A 22,164-nucleotide genomic window follows, 5' to 3' on the forward strand; every position below is an offset into this window, starting at 1 on the left:
TGTCCTCTCCTTATTTCAGCACTTTCAGCAGGCCGTCGCCAGGAACAGTCTCGCCTTCACCGATCTCCACTACTTCCAGAAAATCGTCGGTGTTCGTCACAATCACTGGCGTCTCCATACAGTACCCCTTGCTCTCGATGAATTCTTTGTCAAAAGTCACTAGTAGCTGTCCCTTCTTGACACGGTCGCCCTGGCTTACCTTCGCTTCAAATCCTTCACCGTTTAACTGCACGGTATCCAGTCCAATATGAATCAGAAGCTCCACTCCCTCATCCGTCTCCATGCCCAAAGCATGAAGCGTAGGGAACAACGTGGAAATCACGCCATCTGCCGGTGCGTAAACCTTGCCTTCCTCTGGAAGCACTGCTGCTCCTTTTCCCAAAACCGCAGAAGCAAACGCGTCATCTTTGATAGACTCCAATTTCAGAACTTTTCCCTTCATCGGACTTGCGATTTCCGTCTGGACAAACAGGCTCTCCTGCTTTTCTTCTTTCTCCTGAACAGCCGCCTCAGGCTCAGAAACCTGCTTCAAAGTCTCTTCACCATCCTGTACCTCTACAGCCTCTTCCTTCTTGTCCTTATACAGGATCATCGTCGCCGCAAACGCAATCACCATGGTAATTCCGATTCCAGCCAAAGCAACGATAAAGTTTCCCCAGCTTCCATCCGGCTCAATCATAGCCGGAAGCTCAAAGATTCCCATACCGCCTACCATAAATTTTCGGAAATTAAAGGCTCCGTAAAATGCTCCGCCGATTCCGCCTGCCACACAGCTGATGATAAACGGTTTCTTCAAAGGCAGCAAAATACCATAGATGGCCGGCTCCGTCACGCCGAAGATACCAGAGATGAAGTTTGGCAAAGCCATCTCCTTTAAGTGTCTGTTTTTGGTCTTACAGAAGATTGCCAGCACCACAGCTGAGGTCGCGAAGGTGCAGGCGAAAAACGGCATCATGACATTGTCAAAGCCATTGGTCATGATATTGTTGATATACACCGGAATAAAGCCCCAGTGAAGGCCAAAGATTACCAGAATCTGCCAGAACAGTCCCACAATACCGCCTGCCAGCAGAGGACTGAAGTTACGCACTGCCATAACGCCCTCCGCAATCAGGGTAGAACCAAAGGTTGCCAGCGGTCCAATAATCAAAAGTCCCGCCGGAATCGCCACCAGTAGCGTCAACATTGGCACGAAGAAGAACTTCACCAAATCCGGAATGAATTTCTGGAAGAGTTTTTCACATTTTGACGCAAAGTATACCACGAAAATTACCGGCACGACGGTTCCTGTATAGTCCATGGCAATCAACGGAATTCCAAAGAAATCTGTGTATACCTGAGACTCGAACATCGTCCCCTGAAACAGTGTATATAAGGCTTCCCCACCTGCCGAAAGCGCAGAATTCTGAATGGACGGATAGCACATGATCGCTCCGATTACAAGTCCCAGCATCGGCTTCATGTTGAATTTCTTTGCCGCAGTATAGCCCAGGAATACCGGCATAAAGGTAAACAGCCCGTCTCCGATGGCGTTTAAAATCAGGTATCCGCCGCAGGTATCCGTATAGAGCCCCAGTGCTACGAACAGAGCGTTGAAGCCCTTTACCATACCGCAGGCAGCCATAATTCCCAAGATAGGCTGGAAGATACCGGAAATCACGTCGATCATCCTATTGAAGAGATTTTTGGACTTCTCGTCTCCTTCATCCTCCTGACTGGCTTCGCCCTCTTCCAGACCCAGCAGAGGCATCACATCCGCGTAAACCTCCGGTACATGGTTGCCAATTACCACCTGATACTGGCCGCCGCTTTTCATCACGGTCACGACACCTTCCATGTCCTTTAAGACTTCGTCATTGGCTTTGCTTTCATCCTTTAACTTAAAGCGAAGTCTTGTGATGCAGTGGGTTAGGCTGCTGACATTTTCTTTTCCACCCACGTTTCTGACAATATCTTTTGCCAGGTTCTCATACTTTCCCATTGTCTTTCCTCCATCTTTAAAAAGTATTTTTATATAGAAGGTTTGGCCAACTTAATGTCACCACCCTGGCATATCTGATATTTATATTAAAGTTCAGACTTGCATCTGTTCTCTAGCGGTTTGTCTTATGAATCACTCTCTCAATGTGAATTGTCAAGTACAGTTCTTCCTCCTTCGAGAGACGATGCTTATATTTTTTCTCGATGAACTGTGCAATTTTTTCCACACACTGATAAGCATCCGGATATTTGGTTCGGATCACATTCCAAAGATCATCACTGTCATCCTCCTGGTACGTTTTATGATCCACCAAACGCTTCGCAAAAAATTTTAAATGCGTAATGAAACGATAATAATAGACGTCTTCCTCGTCAAAATCCACATGAAAATAGTATTTTACGAGATTGACAACCTCCTGCATAATCTGCGTAATCTCAAACATATTCTGCATGGACTTCTGTTCCATCTGAGCATTGACAAGATGCAGGGCAATGAATCCCGCTTCGTCCTCTGGAAGACGCAGATGACATTTCTTTTCAATCAGGTCCAACGCCCACAGACCAATCTGAAATTCTTCTTTGTAAAATCTCCGGATATCCCAGAGCAAGGCATTTTTCACAGTCATACCATCCAGCAGCCGCAAAATTGCGCCATGCACATGGTCGATCAGGGAAATATAAATCATATCGTTTAATTCTCTTCCAAGGCGCTGCTTCGCTTCTGAGATAATTTCCTCGCCCACCGTGATATGCTCCATCGGCAGGTCCTGTACCAGAACCTGCAATTTGTTCTGTGCATCGGAAGCCTGCAAAGAAAAAATCTTATCAATCTCTTTCTCCTTGACGTTCTCTCCTGCCTTCTTTTTAAAGCAGATGCCCCGCCCCATAACGATCTTTTCCCGGCCCTTCTCATCGAAAACTACGGCCACATTATTATTCAATACCTTATGAATTTTCACCGACTGTCTCCCCTTCCGATTTGTCTATACGTCTGTGAGGTCCTCTTCCGCCTGACACATGGCATAACAAAGTGGGCAAGCCCACTTCAACTCTCCCATCCCCTCAATCTTTGAGGGGCGCGTCCCACTTTGCGCGCCGCCGCAGCCCGCCTTGCGGTGTACTACTTTATTGCGGCGTGCGCATCCCTAGCGGAGCGTTTATGTAATAGGAAAGGGCTTTCACACATTATCGTGACAAGGTCTTTCCTATTACATAAAAAAACCTATACACACAAATAGATTTAAAAGCCCCCGCTTTTAAACATATCTCTGTATATAGGTTTAGCTTGCTTACGCAATCACTATCCTTATTGACATGGGAAATGTAACATATCCCATAATAAAAGTCAACCCCAGCTAGTGTATTCCCTAAATTTTCTACATTTTATCCAGTTTCAGCATACTACTTTTGAGTATTTTACATAAAGCTCTCAGAAGGCTCTTTTCTTGCAAACAATTAGATTCCGACACCGCTCTGGGCCACGACATGAAAGCCTTCTTGCTCCATGCCGCCTTTGCCCCTTTTATCTCAGCAGACGCCCTCGATATTTATTCCAGAGATGCCTTTGAACATATTCATAGGCCTGGTCATAAATCCAAAGCCCTAGCTGTCCCCCAATAGCCACACCGGTTAAAATACCCAAAGACAGATTCCCAGAAAAGAAGAAATCCTGGAAGAAGAAAAGTCCTGGTAAAAACATAGCATTAAAGATTAGGTATTTCACCACCCAAAAGAAGCTCTTCCTCTGCGCACTCCGAGGTCCTCTCGCCATGACCTGCCATGCTGCCTCCACCAGAAAGATATACAGCCCCATCGCTGCATAAGAAATCACATAAAACTTATTCGGCGCAATCAGAAGTCCCAAAATCACATTGGCCGCATAGAAAGCAGCACCTATCTTCAATCCGAATTCCCGGATTACAATTCCTACAAAATATGAGGCAGCGGCCAACAAAAACAGCGTATTGGACTCAATGACGCTGCCCAAGATCATAAACACAATGGAAAGCGCCACAGCCAAGCCGCCGAAGGCTATCGCTCTTGCCCTTACATGCATGAACAAAGATCTCCTCCCATACACTCACATAAACTGTCCGCACACCACAAATCGCAGCAGACATTTCCAGTTCCACAAGAGCTTCCACCTGTCCCATATCCACCCCCGTACGGACTGTTCTGGTATCTTTGGCTGTTCCAATCCAACTGATTCAAAAGTTGGCGAAACTGTAGATTATTCGGCTCCATGTTTACGGCTTGGGCCGCGTGTTCCCTAGCCACCACGTTGTTTCCGATTCCCGCGTTCGCCGCGCCGCTGGCATAATACCACATCGCATTCCTGTTTGGCATACGATTCAAAAGATTCAATGCCTCCCGGTAATGTCTGCTGTTAATGTAGTTAAAGACAGCCTGCATCTCCACATCCGGGCTGCCATTGTAAGAGGCGCCTCCGCCATAAGCAGAAGAACCGTAAGCAGAATATCCGCCGCCAGACTCTCTTTGCTTCATAATCTCGTCATAAGCTTCCTGGACCTCCTTAAATTTCTCCTCAGCCAGCTCTGCCAGAGGATTGTTTACATTGGCATCTGGGTGGTATTTTTTGGTAAGGTCTCTGTATGCTCTCTTTATCTCATCATCCGATGCATCCGGGGATATCCCCAACACATCATACGGGTTCTTAGACATCTTTCTTTTCCTTTCCGTCCATGAGTTTTTTCTGAATATTTTTGTAATGATTCCACACACCATCATACAGGATATTGCGCAAAATGTCCACATCTAATAGGCAGGGAAGCTTCTCAAATTCCGCACAGCATTCCGCAATCATCATGCAGAGAATTCTCTTTATTTCCTCTTCGTAGTCTTCCCTTTGGCTGAGTTTTCTCAGAGGATTGTAACAATCTTTCTGCAGATCTTCCTCCAAATCCTCATAGGCATCCATCAGATAGATAAATTTCCCCAGATAAAATCCGATTTTTCGCAGACGCTCTTCCCACATGTCCCGCTTATAGACAAAAAGTTCCGCCATCAGCTCTCCAAAACAGCCTGCAGTCTTATCCAAGTCCATGCTGTTTTGCTGCTCACACTTGGACAACTCCCTGAGTGAACGGCGAATCGCCTTGCTCTGTCTGGGATATCTGCGTATCACTTCTCTCGCTCTCTTGCGCAGAAAACCATTTCCCAGCAGGCTTCGGATGCTCTTTTCGTCAATCCAGTCGTCCGCCAACTTATAGTAAGTCAGCAAGATATTCATGTCCGCGCCGTATTGCGTGATCTCGTTTCGAAGCATCTTCTGCTTCTTCACCGGATGAACTTTGCAGCGATGTTCCGTCAACTCTGTCTGACTCTCATACAGGGAAGTCAACAGTACAATCACAAAGGTCATATCATAGGTCAGCGTCATCTGCCCAACTGCCCCATAAGCCTCCTTCAGCTCCTGGCACAGCCCGCAGTAATACGCCTTATACTTTCTCAGATCTTTTACTTTCAATTCAGGTTCACAAATGGTCACATATCCAAACATACGATTCCCTCTTCGTCTATATTCCAAATCTATCGTATTTTTCCCTATTCTTTTTTATCCTGCACATTTTCGCCAATTTTAATCTTCCACGCCGTTTCTCTCGCAGAGATCTCTCACGCAGCATTTCTCACAGTGAGGCTTCGTCCGCGCTGTACAGACATCTCTTCCATGATAGACCAGACGGTGGCAAAAATCACTTCCCTCTTCCGGCGGAATCAGCTTCCATAAAGCCATCTCCACTTTCTTTGGCTCCTTAATCTGATCTACGAGTCCCATCCGGTTCACCAGCCGAATACAGTGTGTGTCCGTGACAATTGCCGGCTTTCCGAATACGTCTCCCATAATCAAATTCGCGCTCTTTCTTCCCACCCCAGGCAATTTCAACAGCTTCTGAAAATCGGCAGGCACCTGGCCGCCGTATTCCTCTTCCAACATCTTCATACAGCCGCTGATATCCCGTGCTTTACTCTTTCCCAATCCGCAGGGTCTTACAATCTCTTCGATATCCGCCACATCCGCCTGGGCCAAATCGTGTACCGTGGGATATTTCTCATACAATCCCTGTACCACCACATTTACCCTGGCATCTGTACACTGCGCGGCCAGCCGAACGCTCACCAGCAGTTTCCAGGCATCCTCGTAGTCCAACGTACAGCCTGCGTCTGGATATTCTTTTTTCAGTCTATCTATAATCTCCAACGCCAGTTTCTCTTTCGTCATTTTACTCTTCATCTCCCATTCCTCTTCCGTTCTCTCTGTGATTCTTCTGGCAGTACTCCCGAATCACTTCCATAAATTCTCCGCCATATTTTGCTAATTTGTGGCCGCCTACCCCATTGATCTGAAGCATAGCATTCTGATCTGCCGGCAGATGAACACTCATCTCCCTTAGAGTCTTGTCAGAAAAAATAATGTACGGCGGCACATGGGCTTTTTGAGCCATCTCATACCGCTTTTTGCGCAGCAACTCAAACAATTCTGGGCGCCCCGGCTGCGATATGTCTTTGGCAGTCTTTTTCTTTCTCTGAGCTGCCTCCCGTTCTTTTGGCAGCTTTAAGACAATGGTCTGTACCTTCTCCCCGTAGAGAATCTCTCGCCCTAACACCGTCAGCTTCAGAATCGGATAGCTGCCTCCTGTCAAGTCCAAGCAACCTTTCACCAATAGATCATTGACTAGCTGTTTTAAACGGACCAGACTTCTATGTCTTAGCACACCGTAATAAGGGTTTTGCTGTAATCGGAACTTCTGCACTTTTGCACTCTCTGACCCGTGCACTCCATCCACCACTGCCTGAATCCCATATCTTTCTCCACTTGACTGCACAAACTCCAGGATAACTCTTGTATCCTCTGTCACATCTATGGACTCAAATTCTGTCAGACAATTTTTACAGTTTCCGCAATAGGCACTGCCGTACTCCCCGAAATACCGCAAAATGTAATCTCGGAGGCACTCATTGGTGAAACAGTAAAAAGTCATTCTCCTTAACCGTTCGTGACTGCGCTCCCGTATCAAGGCGTTCTCAGACCGGCCTAACTCCTCATTCTCCGGCTGCTGCTCAATCAGAAATTCCTGAATTTTCACATCTTTTCCGGAATAATACAGCACACATTCCCCCGGCTCACCGTCTCTTCCAGCTCGCCCGGCCTCCTGGTAATAGCTCTCGATATCCTTCGGCATATTATAGTGCACCACGAATCGCACATTCGACTTGTCAATTCCCATGCCGAAAGCGTTCGTCGCCACCATGACTGGTCTCTCGTCGTAGAGAAAAGCTTCCTGACTTTTTCTGCGCTCTGCCTCACTCAGCCCCGCATGATATCTGACCACGGGACAGCCCTGGGCCAAAAGCGCCTCATAAATCTCCTCCACGGCCTTTCTGGTACTGCAGTAGATGATTCCGCTCTTTCCCGAATGTTTCCCCAGGTAGCCTAACAGCGCCGCCAGCTTATCTTTTGGTTTTTCCACCGCGAAATACAGATTTTTTCTGTCATAGCCGGTGACAACCACTTCCGGCTGCCTCAGACCCAGAATGCACAGGATATCCTCCTTGACTGCCTTGGTGGCCGTCGCCGTATACGCAGCAATGACGGGCCTTTTGGGCAGCTGCTCGATGAAGTCCACGATCTTCAGATAGCTGGGCCTAAAATCCTGGCCCCACTGCGAGATACAGTGCGCCTCATCCACAGCGACCATGGAAATTTCTATCTTCCTGGCCAGTTCTAAAAAAGACTCCGTCATCAGCCGCTCCGGGGCCACATAGATCAATTTGTACCTGCCGTAAGAGGCGTACTCCATCGCCTTGCGGTACTGTCCTTCCGTCAGCGAGCTGTTGATGTAGGCGGCGTGGACTCCCAGATCATTCAGAGAAGTCACCTGGTCTTTCATCAGAGAAATCAACGGTGAAATCACCAGTGTGATTCCTGAAAAAAGCAGAGCCGGCACCTGAAAACAGACAGATTTCCCGGCTCCGGTGGGCATAATCCCCAGACAGTCCCTTCCCTGAAGCGTACTCTTGATTAAGGTCTCCTGACCCTCCCGAAAGGAATCGTAACCGAATATACTCTTTAATATTTCTTCTGGTTTCCCGATCATCTTGCTCCTATTCTCAGCCGCCGTCCAAAATCCATTCTTATATGCCGTTTCTCATTCCCGCGGCGGCAGTCCTTTATCAGTCATGTCTTTCCTGTACATTATCATAACACTCGCAGAAGCGCGCAGAGTTTGAAGGCTCTTCCCCCTTCACGTACAGGTGTGAAGTATCTCCGTATGCTCTCATCCGAAAACTGGCGATTCCTTTTCGGCGCTCCTCGGTCACCACCTCTGCAATCGACGTGGGAGCCGCGCAAAAACCATGCCACAACACCATGGGAGAGATTCCCAGAAGATGCGACAGCAATACGCATCCCAGTCCAAAATGGCAGAAAAATACGATGGTGTCCGTATTCGCCTCCCTGACACGATAGTAATTTCCTTCCCGCACATAACCGTGTCTCTCCAAAAGGCGGTCCAGCTCACCGGTCACCCACTCATACTCTTCGCGCACTTTCGCCTCCCGGAGCAGTTCCGGCTCAAACCAATGGTCCTTCTGATAAAACCGCTCTTCTTTTGTCCAGTCCTGAGGCAGCCAGTCCCAGACAATTTTTTCTTCTTTCTCGCCGGGATGGCAGATCAGGGGCGCGAATTCCCGAAGCCATTTACATTCTTCTGCGGAACGTCCCATTTTCTTCAAAGTAAAAGACGCAGTATCCTTTGCACGTCCCATTGAAGACACGTAGAATTTCTTTATATCCATACCCGATAATCTTTCAGAGAGATATTCCGCCTCCCGCCAACCCTTCTCCGTCAGAGAATCGATACTATAATTCGGATCTCCATGTCTGATAATCAAAAGTTTCATACTCTTTCTCCTCTTGGCATCTTTGATATCCCTCAATTCTAACATAGAATTCTTTTCGAGTAAATCCACTATCCCTTTTCAGAATCGCGAAGCGTGTTACTGCTCATGAACCGCAAATGAGTGAACAGTACGCTTCCGCCTCATCAAGACCACACTTAGGCCGCAGACCAGCATCTGTGTCAAGGGAACGGCAAGCCAGACACCAGTCAGACCGACGACTCTGGGTACCGTGCTGAGAATTGCCAGCAGCAGAGCAGGTTCTATATAAATCAGAATACTTGCGAAAATATTCTCATGCGTCGCGTAAAAATAAGACGTGGTAGTTCTGGAAACTCCCACAAAGAGAAAACCTGCAATAAAAAATGGAAGCGCCATGTAGACCATCTGCGAGATATCCTCGGAAGTCCCAAATAAAATCGGAAGCTGCCCCCTCAGCAAAAAGACCGCCGCCATGCATCCCAATGCCACCGCCGTAGCAAAACCGTATGCCATCTTGCAGATCTGTCTCATCTGTCCAAATACCTTTTCCCCGTAGTAAATGCTGATTAACGGCTGGCTGCCATCCCCGACTCCCTGAAGCAGAAGCTGAATAATCGCTGTGATATAGGCGATCACTGCATAACAAGCCACTGCGCTCTCGCCGCCAAAAATCATGGCGCTTTTATTCATGAAAATTAAGGTAATATTCGGTAAAAAAGTCAATCCAAAAGGAGAGATTCCTGTCTTAAAGATGGTGACCAGAGTATGCTGAAACCTCCCTTGAAAATGTACCGTGGCACGAATCCTCTTTCTTAAGAGCAGCGCTATACAAATAAGCATCGTCACCGCTTGCCCGATGATTGTAGCCACAGCCGCCCCAGCCATGCCGTAAGGCAGTACCCACACCAGCAGATAATCCAGGATGATATTGGTCAAAAATCCAGCAATCATGACAGTCATCGCTCCAAAAGAGCTGCCGGTGTTGCGGATGATTGGTACAAGTCCAGTTCCTAGAATCTGAAATACCGCCCCATATATGATGTACTTTATGTATTCCTCCGCCAGTATAAGCAGTTCTCCTTTTGCTCCAAACATGCGAAGAATCTGCTCGCTAGAAAGCAGCAATACACCCACTGTCAAAATACTAGCTAAAAGCATCAACAGAATCGTCCCACTGAAAAATCGCTTCTGAGCCTCGTAGTCTCTTCTCCCAAAGCTGATGGAAAAGTGAACCGCTCCTCCCATTCCGATTCCCGTGCCCATCGCCTGTAAAAAAGCCGTGATCGGATAGGCGATGCTGATCGCCGCCAGACCTGCGTCACCGATGCTGTTGCCGATAAAAAATCCATCCACAATCGCATAGACTCCAGAAAGCGCGAAACCCAGAATCGACGGAATAACATAGCTAAAAAATTTCTTTTTCAATTTTAAATACCTCCGTAGCCTTCTTTGAAATACCTCACATACAGCCGTGTATTCTCCAGCATCGCTTCACTTCTGTCAGGCCCCATTCTTCTCATCACGCTTTCTTCCAGCTCCTGCACCCTAGTAACCATACTACCGACGTATTTTTCTCCCTTTTCTGTCAAATGAATCAGCTTTACACGCCGGTCTGTCTGCGAAGAAGTGCAGTATAAAAATCCTTTTTCCTGAAATTCTTTCAAAATCATATTCACCGTCTGCTTAGACAGTAGACATTTCTGACAGATTTTTTTCTGGCTGCATTCCTCCCTGTCTTCCCAGACCGCTTCCAGCGTCAAAAAGGCATAGTAAGATATCCCGAAAGATTTCGCCCAGTCCTCATACATCCAGTTCATCTCCCGCCAAAGCTCATAATATTCCTTTACCTGACTGTGTGGATCATTCATATCTCTTCCTCCCTATTGCCGATTCATTTTTATAGTCCATTTTTGGACTAATTACAGAGTAAACAATTTTTCCTAAATTGTCAACCTGGCGCTCGAAAATCCTTACAGGGCTTGTGATGTAATAGGTATTGGGAGTATAATAAGAAAATAGCTTGATACGAAAATAATGCACGGCGACGGTGACGATATGGACAATATGATCTCTCTGGAAATGACAATGTTTTTTCTGATTCTCACAGGATTTGCAGTGAGAAGACTGGGGCTTGTGGGAGACAGAGGAAAAGAAGGGATTACAGACCTGGTTGTAAACTTGATTCTTCCCTGTAATATTATCAAATCTTTTTTGATTGAATTTAACACGAAAATACTTCACAGCTTTCTAAGTATTCTGCTAATCTCTATGTTCCTGCAATTTGGCTGCATTTTGCTGGCCAAACTGCTGTATGGAAAAATGCAGACAGACAGGAGCAAAAGCCTGCAATTCGGTATTATCTGTTCAAACGCCGGCTTTCTGGGAAATCCGGTCGCAGAAGGCGTCTATGGGCAGATGGGACTCGCGTTGGCATCCATCTACCTGATACCGCAGAGAATCGTCATGTGGTCGGAAGGGCTCGCGATTTTCTCCAAAGAAATCGACAAAAAACAAATATTAAAGAAAGTCCTCCTTCACCCCTGCATCATAGCCTGTGAAATCGGACTACTGCTGATGCTGACTCAGTGCCCCCTCCCCACCGCTGTTAAAACCTTCGTGGGAAATCTGGGCGACTGCAATACGATTCTGTCTATGTTGGTAATCGGTATGATCGTATCGGATATCCGCCTAAAAGAAATCCTAGACCGGGATATTATCATCTACACGGTGATTCGGCTTCTCATCATCCCTGCGCTGGTGTATCTGCCCTGTACCTGGCTGGGGCTGCCTGAGAAAGTGGTCGGTGTCAGCACTCTTCTGGCCGGCATGCCTGCGGGAGCGACAACGAGTATGCTGGCTTTAAAATACCATTCTGATGAAAAGTTCGCCACGAATCTAGTTATATTCTCCACCGCCGTTTCCGTTTTGACCATTCCTCTCTGGGCAAGAATTCTGTAGCGATTCAGCCATACTACTTTCTTAGCAATCGAAAATATGCTAGAATAACAAAATAGGCAAGCCCACTTCAGTTTCCTTCTATCCCCTCAGTTTTGAGGGGCGCTGCGCCACTTTGCATGCGTCTTTAGCGGAACATTTATGTTATAGGAAAGGACTTGTCACGCTAATGCATGAAAGCGCTTTCCTATAACATAAAATAGGGTAGCAAACAGGGGGTGTACAGCACTTGCAAAAACTAAACTATCCGGCAGTCTGTACATATATCAGAGGTATTAAGAAGAAATTTCTGAAAGCACTGCCGGTGATTATCTTTTTTTTAGCCTTATTTTACAGTGTAATAGGACTATTTGGCATTCAACATGTCATGATCGTGTCTCTGGTCACAGTGTTATTTCAGGTGACCTACCAAAAACAGCCGACCGTCCCGTCTTTGTTCGCCATGATGTTTCAACAAATTTTATTGGAGATCTTAGCATTCTTTGCCACCTTAAATCTACCGCTTTGTCTGGCACTGAATTTGGTGGTTCCATTTTGGCTGATCTTTTCGAAGGCTTCCCAGTTTAACCAACTGGGGTATTTCTCGAGCCTGATGACTTTCACCTTCCTACAACTTATGCCTGTGGGATGGAGTGGCTTTTTCCAGCAGATGGAAGCTATGCTCTACAGTCTTTTCTTTTTCTTCATCATCGTCTGCGCCTACTCACAAAAACGCGGTGTCATACCAGAAGACCACACAGAGCAGCATGGACTTCAGCTATTGGCCGACGTTCTGGAAAAAACGGCGCGGGGAGAAGACACAGAGGCAGAGACGGCACAGTTGTTCCAGATTCAGAAGAGTCTGTACAAAGACGCCTATCAAAAGCGGGGAAGAAAACACATTGTGACTGCACAGGGAAAAGTGCGTTATATGTTCGCTCTGCTTTTCCACCGATGCGTCTACTTCGTTTCAGGCCAGTACAAAAACTTTCTGCCTGAAAACGAGACGGCCAAAGCATTGGCGTTACAGCTGTCTGCTTACATGAAAGAGGCTGGAGATATAGATTTCTGGAACCAGGACACAGAGGAATTAAAGAAAAAAGGAAAGAAGCTTCTCTTAAAGACACGGCAGCAGAAAGAAGAATTTTATCACTCAGCCACCAATTTTCTGAGAATGTTTCTCCTGATCTTAGATCAAATCCACCTGGACGAAGATCAAATCCTAGATGAAAACTGGAAGGTTCCTCTAAAACAGCGGCTCAAAGAAAGATTTCTATACCGGATGAAATTAGACGCCTTTGAGATGCGCTTTGCACTTAGGATGAGCATCATCCTATTGGTCGGCATGTCCTATAACATCTTGGTTGACGCGGACCATGGCTATTGGCTGGCAATGAATGCTTTTCTTTTGTTAAGACCGATGTACGAAGACAGCAAATATCGAATGAAGACACGTTTCGTGGGTACTGCCGCAGGCTGCATTTTAATGATGTTTATCTTATCCTTCTGCCACAGTACACTTGACCATTTTATTGTGGCGAGTATCATGGTAGCTTGTATGTACACGGCCACTCCTGGAACCAGAATTCATGCGGTGTTTGTCACCTGTTTTGCGCTGTCTATGACGACAATGGCTATGCAGGAGACTTTAGCGTTGGAGCTGAGAATGATCTACGTAGCCGTGGCGGTGCTTTTGGTTCTGCTGGTAAACCAATTCTTTTTTCCCACAAGTCTGGGAACACAGTTTCGCTATAACTGGAAAATGATTTTCCATATGCACCACATGTATCTGAGATTTCTCGAAAACACACTGACAAACTCTCTGGACTATTGGAGAGTCTGTGATGCTCAGATTCAATATCACATGGTTTATGACCAGATTGAACAATATCTGCCGAAAGTAGTACAAGAAGAACAGCCTTATTATCGGAGAATTCTCGGACTCTGCTGGAGAATGTTGTCGGAGATGGAACAAATGCTCTTTTTGTCTAACCGCAAAAAATGGCAGCCACAGACACGGCAGAATATGATGCAATATATCTGCTACACAGATTACGTGTTAAATTCTATCCAGGAAATGCTTCATCTGCAAAAAGAAAAAAGAATTAAGAGCATCGAAGGCATGAAGTATCAACGGTACATAGAAGGTGAGAAAAACCTATCCATATTGATGACTCAGTACGCAAAAAATTTATCAAAATTGTATGTCATAGTGAGCAGAAAATATCAATCTTGAGGGGCACGACTCACTTTGCGCGCCTACAGCAGAACATATATTCGTTTTTTCTCTTGCATTTTAAAACAAACAGTGATATGATTAGAACATAAGTTCCGAACATTTGTTTTTAATGGAGGGGTGAAGGATGTACCGTAAGATAATATCTATTATGAATTCAATCTTTTCCACTGTGGGGATGACCGGTCTATGCATAATGCTTCTGACAGCAGTCACCAATATGGATTTCGTAGACATCGGTGTAGTCGGCCTTGTGGTAGGCTGTTACGTGGGTGTTGTAAGTTTCATAGGACTTCGCCAAAACTGGAATCACACACTGAGAAAGAGACGAGTCTAAATCCCCCCGGCGCCAGGACACATTTCCTGAGATGCCGGGGTATTTCTATATTGTGGAATATTATGGTATAAAGGTCGTTTGCTCTCCATATTTCCCCCAGATTTTTAAAGGAAGAGTATAAAATAGGAAAGTCTGCCGGATTTACACGTACATTAAGAATTTATAAAAGTGTATCAGAAGTCTTGAAAAAATAGAAAATCGGATTAAAATAAAGCTAATTAGAAGAAAGTTCTCCGCCGAACAAAGGTGTATGAAAACTTCCTAATAGGAGAGGAGTATACAGGATGGTACCACCATTCATAGAATTGACTAATTTGACTAAGAATTTCGGAAACGGCAAAGGAATTTTTGATCTGTCCTTTGGCGTCCAACAGGGAGAGGTCTTTGGTTTCCTCGGCCCGAACGGAGCCGGAAAAAGCACAACGATTCGACATCTGATGGGCTTTGTGAAGCCGCAATCAGGAAGCTGCCAGATCATGGGAAAAGACTGTTTTTCACAGGCAGCCCTTATCCAGCAGTCTGTGGGATATCTGGCCGGTGAAATCGCATTTATAGAAGACATGTCGGGGATTTCCTATTTAAATTTTATCGCAGATATGAAAGGAATCCGAGATCGTTCCTCCATCCGTGATCTCCTGTACCGTTTCGAGCTGAATCCTAGAGGAAAAATCAAAAAAATGTCAAAAGGAATGAAGCAAAAGATTGGATTGGTAGCTGCCTTCATGGGAGACCCCTCTGTTCTGATATTAGATGAGCCCACTAGCGGTCTAGACCCTCTTATGCAAAACCGTTTTGTAGAGCTGCTTCTGGAAAGAAAGAAAAAAGGCAGCACGGTCTTCATGTCTTCTCATATTTTTGAAGAAGTAGAAAAAACCTGCAATCGGACAGCAATCATCCGAGAAGGACGGTTGGTAGACATTGTGCAGATGAAAGAGCTGTCCAAGCTTAGAAATCGAATCTATACCGTGACGCTGCACGACAAAGAATCTGCACAAAGACTGGCTGCCGTAGAGCAGTTAGACATCATAAACGTCTGTGGAAGAAAAGTTCAGATACGGGTAAAAAAGGAATTGCCAAATACTCTGAGAGTGCTGGCGAATTATCAGCCGACAGATCTTCAGACCGAGACACAGAGCTTGGAAGAGCTATTTCTGCATTATTATGGGGAAGGAGGACATAAAAATGCTTAGTTTTCGTCTTATGAGACGCAACTTTACATCCTGTCTGCTTCCATTTGCAATCGTTTTCCTGTTGATTACGATGTACACAACAGTGATTATCTATATGTATAACCCTGAACTAGCCGATATGTTGAACGACTATCAGGAAGCAATACCTCAAATGATGTCTGCGGTAGGTATGACTGGAATTGCCTCAAATCTGATCGAATGGATTCAGATTTATCTCTACGGATTCATCATGAGACTATTTCCCTTGATTTTTATCATCATCATGGTAAACAAACTGGTCATGAGATACATTGACAGGGGATCTATGGCTTGTCTGCTGGCCACGCCTAATTCCAGGAAAAAAATCATCTGTACACAGATCATCTCTATGATTTTGTATCTGATTTTTTGTATGATCTGCGTCACAACAGTGGGAATTTTGTCCTCTGAGGCTATGTTTCCCGGTGAGCTGAATACATCCAAATACCTCGTCCTCAATATCGGAACACTGATGCTCTGGCTGGCCCAGACAGGAATTGCTTTCTTTTTCGCCTGCCTGTTCAGCGATTCCAAATATTATTATATATTCGGCAGTGGAATTCCTGTCCTGTTTTTCTTTTTACAGATGCTAGCGAACATGGGAGGCGATCTTAAATTCCTAAAATACTTTACCATCGAAAGCCTACTCAAGACAGAAGAATTGGCCGCAGGAAAAAGCGAGGCTTTTCTGTTCTGTGGAATTCTTGGGCTCCTTGGACTGCTTTTATGTGCAGCGGGAGGCATTCATTTCACCAAGAGAGACCTTCCTCTTTGATCTCCAGCTCACAGCACTGCCAATTGCCGGGCTTATCTCGCAAGACGGCACTGAAGTTCTCTGACTCCAGTGCCGCCATGACATTTTCCGAAATCTTCTTTTTTTCATGTGTCCGACCGTTTATCCTTCAGCCGTTTTCTCGCGAAAATAGCCGCACCGATGACACCTTTTCCCACATCTCCCTTGGAATACAGATAATCAAATCCATAGGACATCACATCTGTCCCCGTGTTCTGGTTCACAGCAGCCTCAAATTCCTCTCTCGGAAAATCCGCCATCTCCATCACTCCTCCGCCCACAACCATTGTATTTGGGTTAAAGATAGTGGCCATAATCGCATATACATTGGCACATGCCTGTATAAACTCTTTCAATGGTTTTTCTTCCTTGTGCAAAGTGAACATATCCTGTATCTGAGTTTCCGGATAAAACTCCTTGCGGATTTCCTGGAGCCTCCACCCGGAAGCGTAGCATTCACAGCAGCCCACTTTTCCGCAGCTGCAAGAAATCGTGCCCCCAAAGTAAGGAATGTGCCCCAAATCCAGCTCCGCCCCATCTTTGCCTTCTAACGGCTTGCCGTCTATCACCACTGACGCACCTACACCAGTCCCGATATAAATTCCCACCACAACCTTCTGTTCTTCCAGCCCATTAGCCATGATATCATACAATAAAATATTATTGACATCGTTATTGATAAACACAGGAACATGAAAGCGTTCTTTTATATCTTTTGCCACATTCATATGGGAAAAAACCACCTCTCCTGCACGATTACGAATATTCGTCGTACAGATTACCGTCTCCTTATCATTTTCCACAGAAGAAGGCACCCCAATAGAGATTGCTTCTATCTTTCGTATCCTATTTTTTTCACTGTAGTCTGCGATGATCTCACAGATCTTTTCCACTGGCTTCTCTGCATCCGCAACAATCGAACTTTTCAGCACAAAAGGAGCTATCATCTCATTATCAGACGTCACAGCCCCAATCCGCAGATTGGTCCCTCCTAAGTCAATTCCGATAATCACGCTCTCCATATTACTCCATTCCTACTTCTCCTGATGCATCTGCGAGCCATCACTGCACAAAATCAGCAATCTCCTCAATCCACGCATTTCTCACCATATAAAAACAGCCCCTCATCATATGATACTCGTTATATCTGGCCTGTCTAATCTGCACGTGAATGGGGATTGCATCATTTCTCATCTCTTCCATAAAATTTTTGAAATGCTCTGCAATAATTTCACTGTAACCACTCTTGCAGCTGTCCACTACGATTCTTGTTGGATTATACACCCACAAGAGATTGTACAGTACTTTGGATATCGTATTTAAAATTGGCGTGAGTAATTCCACTGCTCTCTCATCCCTGTCCTGATACATATCCAGCATTTCCGAAAAGTGCATGTCCATACCACACTCTTTCATCTTTCTCTTTGCAGCAGAAATAGATACGACATCCTCCAAAGTTACACAGCTGCCGCCTTCCCCTTCCATGGAAACTAACATCTTTCCCACTTCCCCGGCCATATTTTCTGAGCCCGCCACAGCCTCATTTTTATGAATAAAATATCCCCCGACTCCATAGCCACAATAAAAATAAAACTGGCTCTCCATCTCCGGGTTCAAACTGTCATACTCCGATCTCGCCGCCGCAAATACATCATGAAGTATCAATACATTTTTTAATCCGAATTCTTCTTCAAACAATGACCTGATATGCAGTTCTTTAAAATCCGCTATCAGATCGTAGTTGACCAGATCCACCTTCTCATCGTAGGCACTTGGCACAAACACCGCAATGCCTACAGTCATCGTGGAGACTGACTTCAACTTATCTTTGACAGCCTCAATAGCCATCAGCAGTCCCTCTCTGTAAGGTTTTCCACTTGTAAGAGAGATGCTTTGCTCTTCTATAAGTTTTTCATAAATATCGTATATCAGAAAACTGATTTCATCCTCGGAGGTGAGGTTCACGCACACAATATTTCCATAATTTTCCGCAATCTCCAACACTTTAGGATTTCTCCCCACATCTGCATTGCAGGAATCTTTCTCTACCAGAATTTTCGCTGCTATCAGATCATCCACCACATGTTTCACTGTCATAAGACTGATTTTATTCTCTTTTGCCAGCATACTTCTGGTGCTATTTCGATTTGCCATAATGCTTTGAAGAATATTTCCCGTATTCACGCTTCGAATACTCTTTACTGTCAGAACCTGCTTTTTCTCTGTCGCCATATTGTATCAACCTCCCCCCGATCTAAGCTTGTCACTTCTGTGTCATTTTTCGCTTATCTAAATTATTTTAAACAAGCTGACAGAGACTTGTCAATGATTTCGACTGCCTCATCGACATTTTCCTTTGAAGTGATAAGCGCCGGATGCATGACCACAACCACATTTTCCAGATTCTTGCGACTCTCTAGTTCCGTGATCAGTCCGTTTCTGAGCATGGTCTCATACAACTCCTGTCCTAGAGCGAATTTGTCCGTGTTTTGGCTGCCTTCTATCTCGATACCTTGGAGCAGGCCACGGCCACGTACATCCTTAACCACATCATATTTGTCTTTCAGAGCGAGAAGTTTCTTATGCAGATACTCTCCCACCACTTGGCTGTTCTCCACCAGATTTTCTCTCTGAATAATCTCTAGATTTTTCAGTGCGCTCCGACAAGTCAGGGGATAACAAGAATGCGTATGTCCGTGCAGACTGATCTTGCTCATAGCCTCTCCGATCTGTCTGCGACACAAGATTGCCGACCCTGGCACATAACCGCTCGTGAGCCCCTTTCCTGTCACCAAAATGTCAGGAGTCACTCCTTCATATTGACAGGCGAACATTGAACCTGTCTGGCCGATTCCCGTCACCACCTCGTCAAAGATCAGCAACGCTCCGTATTTGTCACACAGCTCACGCACGCCTTTCCAGAAACCTTTCGGTGGAACAATGACGCCGCCCGCCGCGAAAATCGGCTCTGAAATCACTGCCGCAATCCTGTCTCCTCCCTCGTGTAGCATGGTTTGCTCTAGATATTTCAGACACTGCATTCCACACGTATCAGGTTCTTTTCCAAAATCGCAGTGATAGCAGTAAGGTGGGGCAGAATGCACAAATCCTCTGGGAAGCAGCTCAGAAATCCCTGAGTTTTCCTGAATCATCTCCGATTTTCCGGTGGCGGCAGCAGCCCCCGCCGTAGAACCGTGAAATCCTCTTCTAAAGGAGATAATCCTCCCGCCTCCTCTAAAATATTTCGCTAATTTCAACGCAAACTCGTTGGCATCTGAACCAGTGCACCCAAACATCACCTTATCCAATCCATCCGGTGATATCTCCACCATTTTTTCTGCCAGAGCAGCTCTCTCTTCTGTCGCAAAACAGGAAGTCACCGAGACTAATTTTTCCAACTGTTCTTTTAGGGCTTCTATCATCTCCTCATTTCCATGTCCCAGTGTACATGCGGAAAATTGTCCTGAAAAATCCAGATATTTCTTTCCGTTTTCATCGTACATGTATATTCCTTTGCCTTTGGAAAACACAACGTCATCCGTCGTATAGCATTGGATTAAATACTTCTTATCCCTCTCTAATGTTGTCATATCAACATCTCCTTCTTCTCTCTTCTCACCTTACAGTTCCACTTTCGACAGAGCCTCCTCATCCGGAATATATGTGTTCTCCTCCTTGTATTCACATGGTAAAACAGTTTTTCCTTCATAAAAGAGTAGTAGCTTTGGCCGTTATCCCGGGAAATTCTCCTGTACTTGTCCAGACTCATCGTCCTGATCTTTGAAAAGTCCAAAATTAGCTGATGGTACCATTTTCACAGATACTCATAGGTTCCTACAGGTGTAGACCCTATCACCAACCCCAGAACACTCCTAGGATTCATCACAACCTGAGCTGCAAGGATGGCCGCTGCCTTTTTACTCATCTCGTCATAATTCTTCACTTTATAAATCTTCATTCAAACACCTTCGGCTGCTTTACCGGCCCAATCCATTTATTTAACTGTATCTTTGCACTTTTCTACTATTTCACAGCTCCCATCGTCATACCTGCAATCATATGCTTCTGTACTAAAATCGCGAAGATCAGCACAGGAATTGTGATAACCGTTCCTACTGCGGATACCTGTCCCCAAATAGTTCCCTGGGGAGTCAGCAAGCCCGGCACACCCACTGGCATAGTCACCGTATCACGCCCTGTCAGAATCAACGCCATCAAGAACTCATTCCATGAGTTGATCGCACAGAACACGGCCGTCGCCGCCAGTCCACTTTTCACCAAGGGAATGTCTATCTTTAAGAAAACTTTGAACCAAGAGTAACCTTCCACCCTGGCTGCCTCATCAATCTCCTTAGGAATCGCGTCGAAAAATCCCTTCATCATCCAGATTACAAACGGAAGATTGAACGCCACATGAGCCACGATAATTCCCACATAGCTGTTTAACATCCCTATCTTACTCATCAGAAGATACAATGGAAGAGCCAGAACCACAACCGGTGTAAAACGCGTTCCCAACAAGTAGTTCAACAATACCTGATCTTTTCGGGTCTTAAATCTAGAGAAGGCAAAGGATGATGGAAGTCCCAGCGCCAGACCAATCCCTACGGTAAACAGCATAATGATGATACTGTTCTTTAAATTCATCAAGAAGCCCTTGTCCAAAAAGGCCGCTTTGTAGTTGTCTAGCGTAGCACTGAAGAAAATCTTAGGCGGAATCGCAAAGGAGTCTACCCTTGTCTTAAACGAGGTCAAAACCAGCCAGAAATAAGGCAGCAAGGTAATGACCAGAAATATAATCAAAATTACATATAACACTATATTTTTCCGAATTCTACTTTTTCTCATCAGTCATCACCTCTCATTGCAATTCTCTGGTAAATCATACCGAAGGCCAAAAGTACAATAAACAAAATGACACAGATCGCCGCCGCATAGCTAAAGTTAAAAGATACGAATGCTTGACGGTATGTATAGATATCAATGACTTCCGTCGCGTTTCCAGGCCCGCCGCCTGTCAAAATGTATGGTTTGTCAAACTCTTTAAATGTCTCCATCGCTCTGAGCAGGATTCCCACGACCAGTACCGGCTTCATCAGCGGAATCGTGAGATAGCGGAAGGTCTGTCCCGCCGTAGCCCCATCTACTTTCGCAGCTTCATAGTATTCTCCTGAGATTGACTGAAGGCCCGCAAGGAACACGAGACCCAGATACGGCGCCCATTCCCAGACATCCATAAGAATCACAACCACCATTGCAAGAAAGGAATCGTCTGTCAAAACCGTAGGCAAAGGCAGATGCAGGGTATCCACCAGCCAGACATACAACCCGAACTGTGGATTCAGGAAAAAACTAAACATCAAACCGATTACCAGAGGCGCAACCATCATAGGAATCAAGGTCAAGGAGGTGAACAGTCTACGAAATTTCGGTATGCTGTTCAAAATCAAGGCCAGAGCGATTCCAATGATGACTTCCAGAGTAACGGAACAAGCCATAAAGATAAACGTTTTTGCCATGGAATTCATAAATTCCGCGTCCTGGAACATATTGATATAGTTTTGCAGTCCCACAAACACATCTTCACTGCCAGAACTAGACAGCTTATAATCAAAGAAACTAATCTTCAGCGTATAAAGCAGTGGTCCTAAAGTAATCACCGACAATACGAAAAATGCCGGTAGATGAAAAGCTACTGCTAACCGCGAATGATTCTCCAAACTTTTTTTCTTCATGGGTCGGTCTCCCCCTTTTTTCAAAAAGAGCGGTGTTTTGT

At 45.4% G+C, this 22,164-nt stretch carries 21 protein-coding genes; 5 read left to right on the top strand and 16 right to left on the bottom strand.

Annotated elements, in window-relative coordinates:
* Positions 1–10: 10 nt before the first annotated feature.
* The 10 genes from BLHYD_RS16085 to BLHYD_RS16130 all read right to left on the bottom strand — a co-directional run bounded on the left by BLHYD_RS16085 (position 11) and on the right by BLHYD_RS16130 (position 10,748).
* Positions 11–1,981, bottom strand: a complete 1,971-nt coding sequence (locus BLHYD_RS16085) for a beta-glucoside-specific PTS transporter subunit IIABC (RefSeq protein ID WP_005951815.1) — start codon at positions 1,979–1,981, stop codon at positions 11–13.
* 112 nt (positions 1,982–2,093) lie between these two features.
* Positions 2,094–2,939: a BglG family transcription antiterminator LicT gene (gene licT, locus BLHYD_RS16090; protein WP_005951817.1), complete on the bottom strand. Its 846-nt coding sequence runs from the start codon at positions 2,937–2,939 to the stop codon at positions 2,094–2,096.
* A 563-nt stretch (positions 2,940–3,502) separates the two neighbouring features.
* Complete coding sequence (locus BLHYD_RS16095; RefSeq protein ID WP_005951819.1) at positions 3,503–4,036, bottom strand: hypothetical protein; 534 nt, start codon at positions 4,034–4,036, stop codon at positions 3,503–3,505.
* Entirely contained in the window at positions 4,027–4,662 is a 636-nt protein-coding gene (locus BLHYD_RS16100; protein WP_055164741.1) for a J domain-containing protein, read from the bottom strand. The genes BLHYD_RS16095 and BLHYD_RS16100 overlap by 10 nt, the downstream gene beginning before the upstream one ends.
* A complete protein-coding gene (locus BLHYD_RS16105) occupies positions 4,655–5,500 on the bottom strand; it encodes a DUF5685 family protein (RefSeq protein WP_005951825.1) in 846 nt (281 codons plus the stop codon). Before BLHYD_RS16105 ends, BLHYD_RS16100 begins: the two co-directional genes overlap by 8 nt.
* 78 nt (positions 5,501–5,578) lie before the next feature.
* Positions 5,579–6,220 carry an endonuclease III domain-containing protein gene (locus BLHYD_RS16110; RefSeq protein WP_040350934.1) on the bottom strand — a complete coding sequence of 214 codons (642 nt, stop codon included), beginning with the start codon at positions 6,218–6,220 and terminating at the stop codon, positions 5,579–5,581.
* A gap of 1 nt (position 6,221) precedes the next feature.
* Positions 6,222–8,096 (bottom strand): DNA helicase RecQ, encoded by a 1,875-nt coding sequence (recQ, locus tag BLHYD_RS16115; RefSeq protein ID WP_260784584.1) that lies wholly within the window; start codon positions 8,094–8,096, stop codon positions 6,222–6,224.
* A gap of 76 nt (positions 8,097–8,172) precedes the next feature.
* Positions 8,173–8,901, bottom strand: a complete 729-nt coding sequence (locus tag BLHYD_RS16120; protein ID WP_021845835.1) for a histidine phosphatase family protein — start codon at positions 8,899–8,901, stop codon at positions 8,173–8,175.
* 96 nt (positions 8,902–8,997) lie between these two features.
* Positions 8,998–10,305: an MATE family efflux transporter gene (locus BLHYD_RS16125; RefSeq protein ID WP_005951833.1), complete on the bottom strand. Its 1,308-nt coding sequence runs from the start codon at positions 10,303–10,305 to the stop codon at positions 8,998–9,000.
* 2 nt (positions 10,306–10,307) lie between these two features.
* Positions 10,308–10,748: a MarR family winged helix-turn-helix transcriptional regulator gene (locus BLHYD_RS16130; RefSeq protein WP_005951837.1), complete on the bottom strand. Its 441-nt coding sequence runs from the start codon at positions 10,746–10,748 to the stop codon at positions 10,308–10,310.
* A gap of 187 nt (positions 10,749–10,935) precedes the next feature.
* Here BLHYD_RS16130 and BLHYD_RS16135 point away from each other — a divergent pair, with 187 nt between their 5' ends.
* The 5 genes from BLHYD_RS16135 (at position 10,936) to BLHYD_RS16155 (ending at position 16,370) form a co-directional block, all read left to right on the top strand.
* Positions 10,936–11,838, top strand: coding sequence for an AEC family transporter (locus tag BLHYD_RS16135; RefSeq protein ID WP_050769941.1), 903 nt, complete (start codon positions 10,936–10,938; stop codon positions 11,836–11,838).
* A gap of 226 nt (positions 11,839–12,064) precedes the next feature.
* A complete protein-coding gene (locus tag BLHYD_RS16140) occupies positions 12,065–14,050 on the top strand; it encodes an FUSC family protein (protein ID WP_005951841.1) in 1,986 nt (661 codons plus the stop codon).
* 127 nt (positions 14,051–14,177) lie between these two features.
* Positions 14,178–14,387: a hypothetical protein gene (locus tag BLHYD_RS16145; protein ID WP_005951843.1), complete on the top strand. Its 210-nt coding sequence runs from the start codon at positions 14,178–14,180 to the stop codon at positions 14,385–14,387.
* A gap of 284 nt (positions 14,388–14,671) precedes the next feature.
* Positions 14,672–15,577, top strand: coding sequence for an ABC transporter ATP-binding protein (locus BLHYD_RS16150; protein WP_005951845.1), 906 nt, complete (start codon positions 14,672–14,674; stop codon positions 15,575–15,577).
* The gene (locus BLHYD_RS16155) at positions 15,570–16,370 is read left to right on the top strand and encodes an ABC transporter permease subunit (RefSeq protein WP_021845831.1); all 801 of its coding nucleotides are present in this window, start codon (positions 15,570–15,572) and stop codon (positions 16,368–16,370) included. Before BLHYD_RS16150 ends, BLHYD_RS16155 begins: the two co-directional genes overlap by 8 nt.
* Positions 16,371–16,474: 104 nt before the next feature.
* On the opposite strand, the gene alsK is transcribed toward BLHYD_RS16155, so the two are convergent.
* The 6 genes from alsK to BLHYD_RS16185 all read right to left on the bottom strand — a co-directional run bounded on the left by alsK (position 16,475) and on the right by BLHYD_RS16185 (position 22,123).
* Positions 16,475–17,410, bottom strand: coding sequence for an allose kinase (gene alsK / locus BLHYD_RS16160; protein ID WP_005951851.1), 936 nt, complete (start codon positions 17,408–17,410; stop codon positions 16,475–16,477).
* A 40-nt stretch (positions 17,411–17,450) separates the two neighbouring features.
* On the bottom strand, positions 17,451–18,620 hold the full coding sequence (locus BLHYD_RS16165; RefSeq protein ID WP_005951853.1) for an ROK family protein: 1,170 nt from the start codon (positions 18,618–18,620) through the stop codon (positions 17,451–17,453).
* A 62-nt stretch (positions 18,621–18,682) separates the two neighbouring features.
* Positions 18,683–19,978, bottom strand: coding sequence for an aminotransferase family protein (locus BLHYD_RS16170; RefSeq protein ID WP_005951855.1), 1,296 nt, complete (start codon positions 19,976–19,978; stop codon positions 18,683–18,685).
* 224 nt (positions 19,979–20,202) lie between these two features.
* The gene (locus BLHYD_RS16175; protein ID WP_005951859.1) at positions 20,203–20,346 is read right to left on the bottom strand and encodes a hypothetical protein; all 144 of its coding nucleotides are present in this window, start codon (positions 20,344–20,346) and stop codon (positions 20,203–20,205) included.
* Positions 20,347–20,411: 65 nt separating this feature from the next.
* The gene (locus tag BLHYD_RS16180; protein ID WP_005951861.1) at positions 20,412–21,236 is read right to left on the bottom strand and encodes a carbohydrate ABC transporter permease; all 825 of its coding nucleotides are present in this window, start codon (positions 21,234–21,236) and stop codon (positions 20,412–20,414) included.
* A complete protein-coding gene (locus BLHYD_RS16185) occupies positions 21,236–22,123 on the bottom strand; it encodes a carbohydrate ABC transporter permease (protein ID WP_005951863.1) in 888 nt (295 codons plus the stop codon). The genes BLHYD_RS16180 and BLHYD_RS16185 overlap by 1 nt, the downstream gene beginning before the upstream one ends.
* Between the last annotated feature and the right edge of the window lie 41 nt (positions 22,124–22,164).

It is taken from the genome of Blautia hydrogenotrophica DSM 10507 (genome assembly GCF_034356035.1).
Lineage (GTDB): Bacteria > Bacillota > Clostridia > Lachnospirales > Lachnospiraceae > Blautia_A > Blautia_A hydrogenotrophica.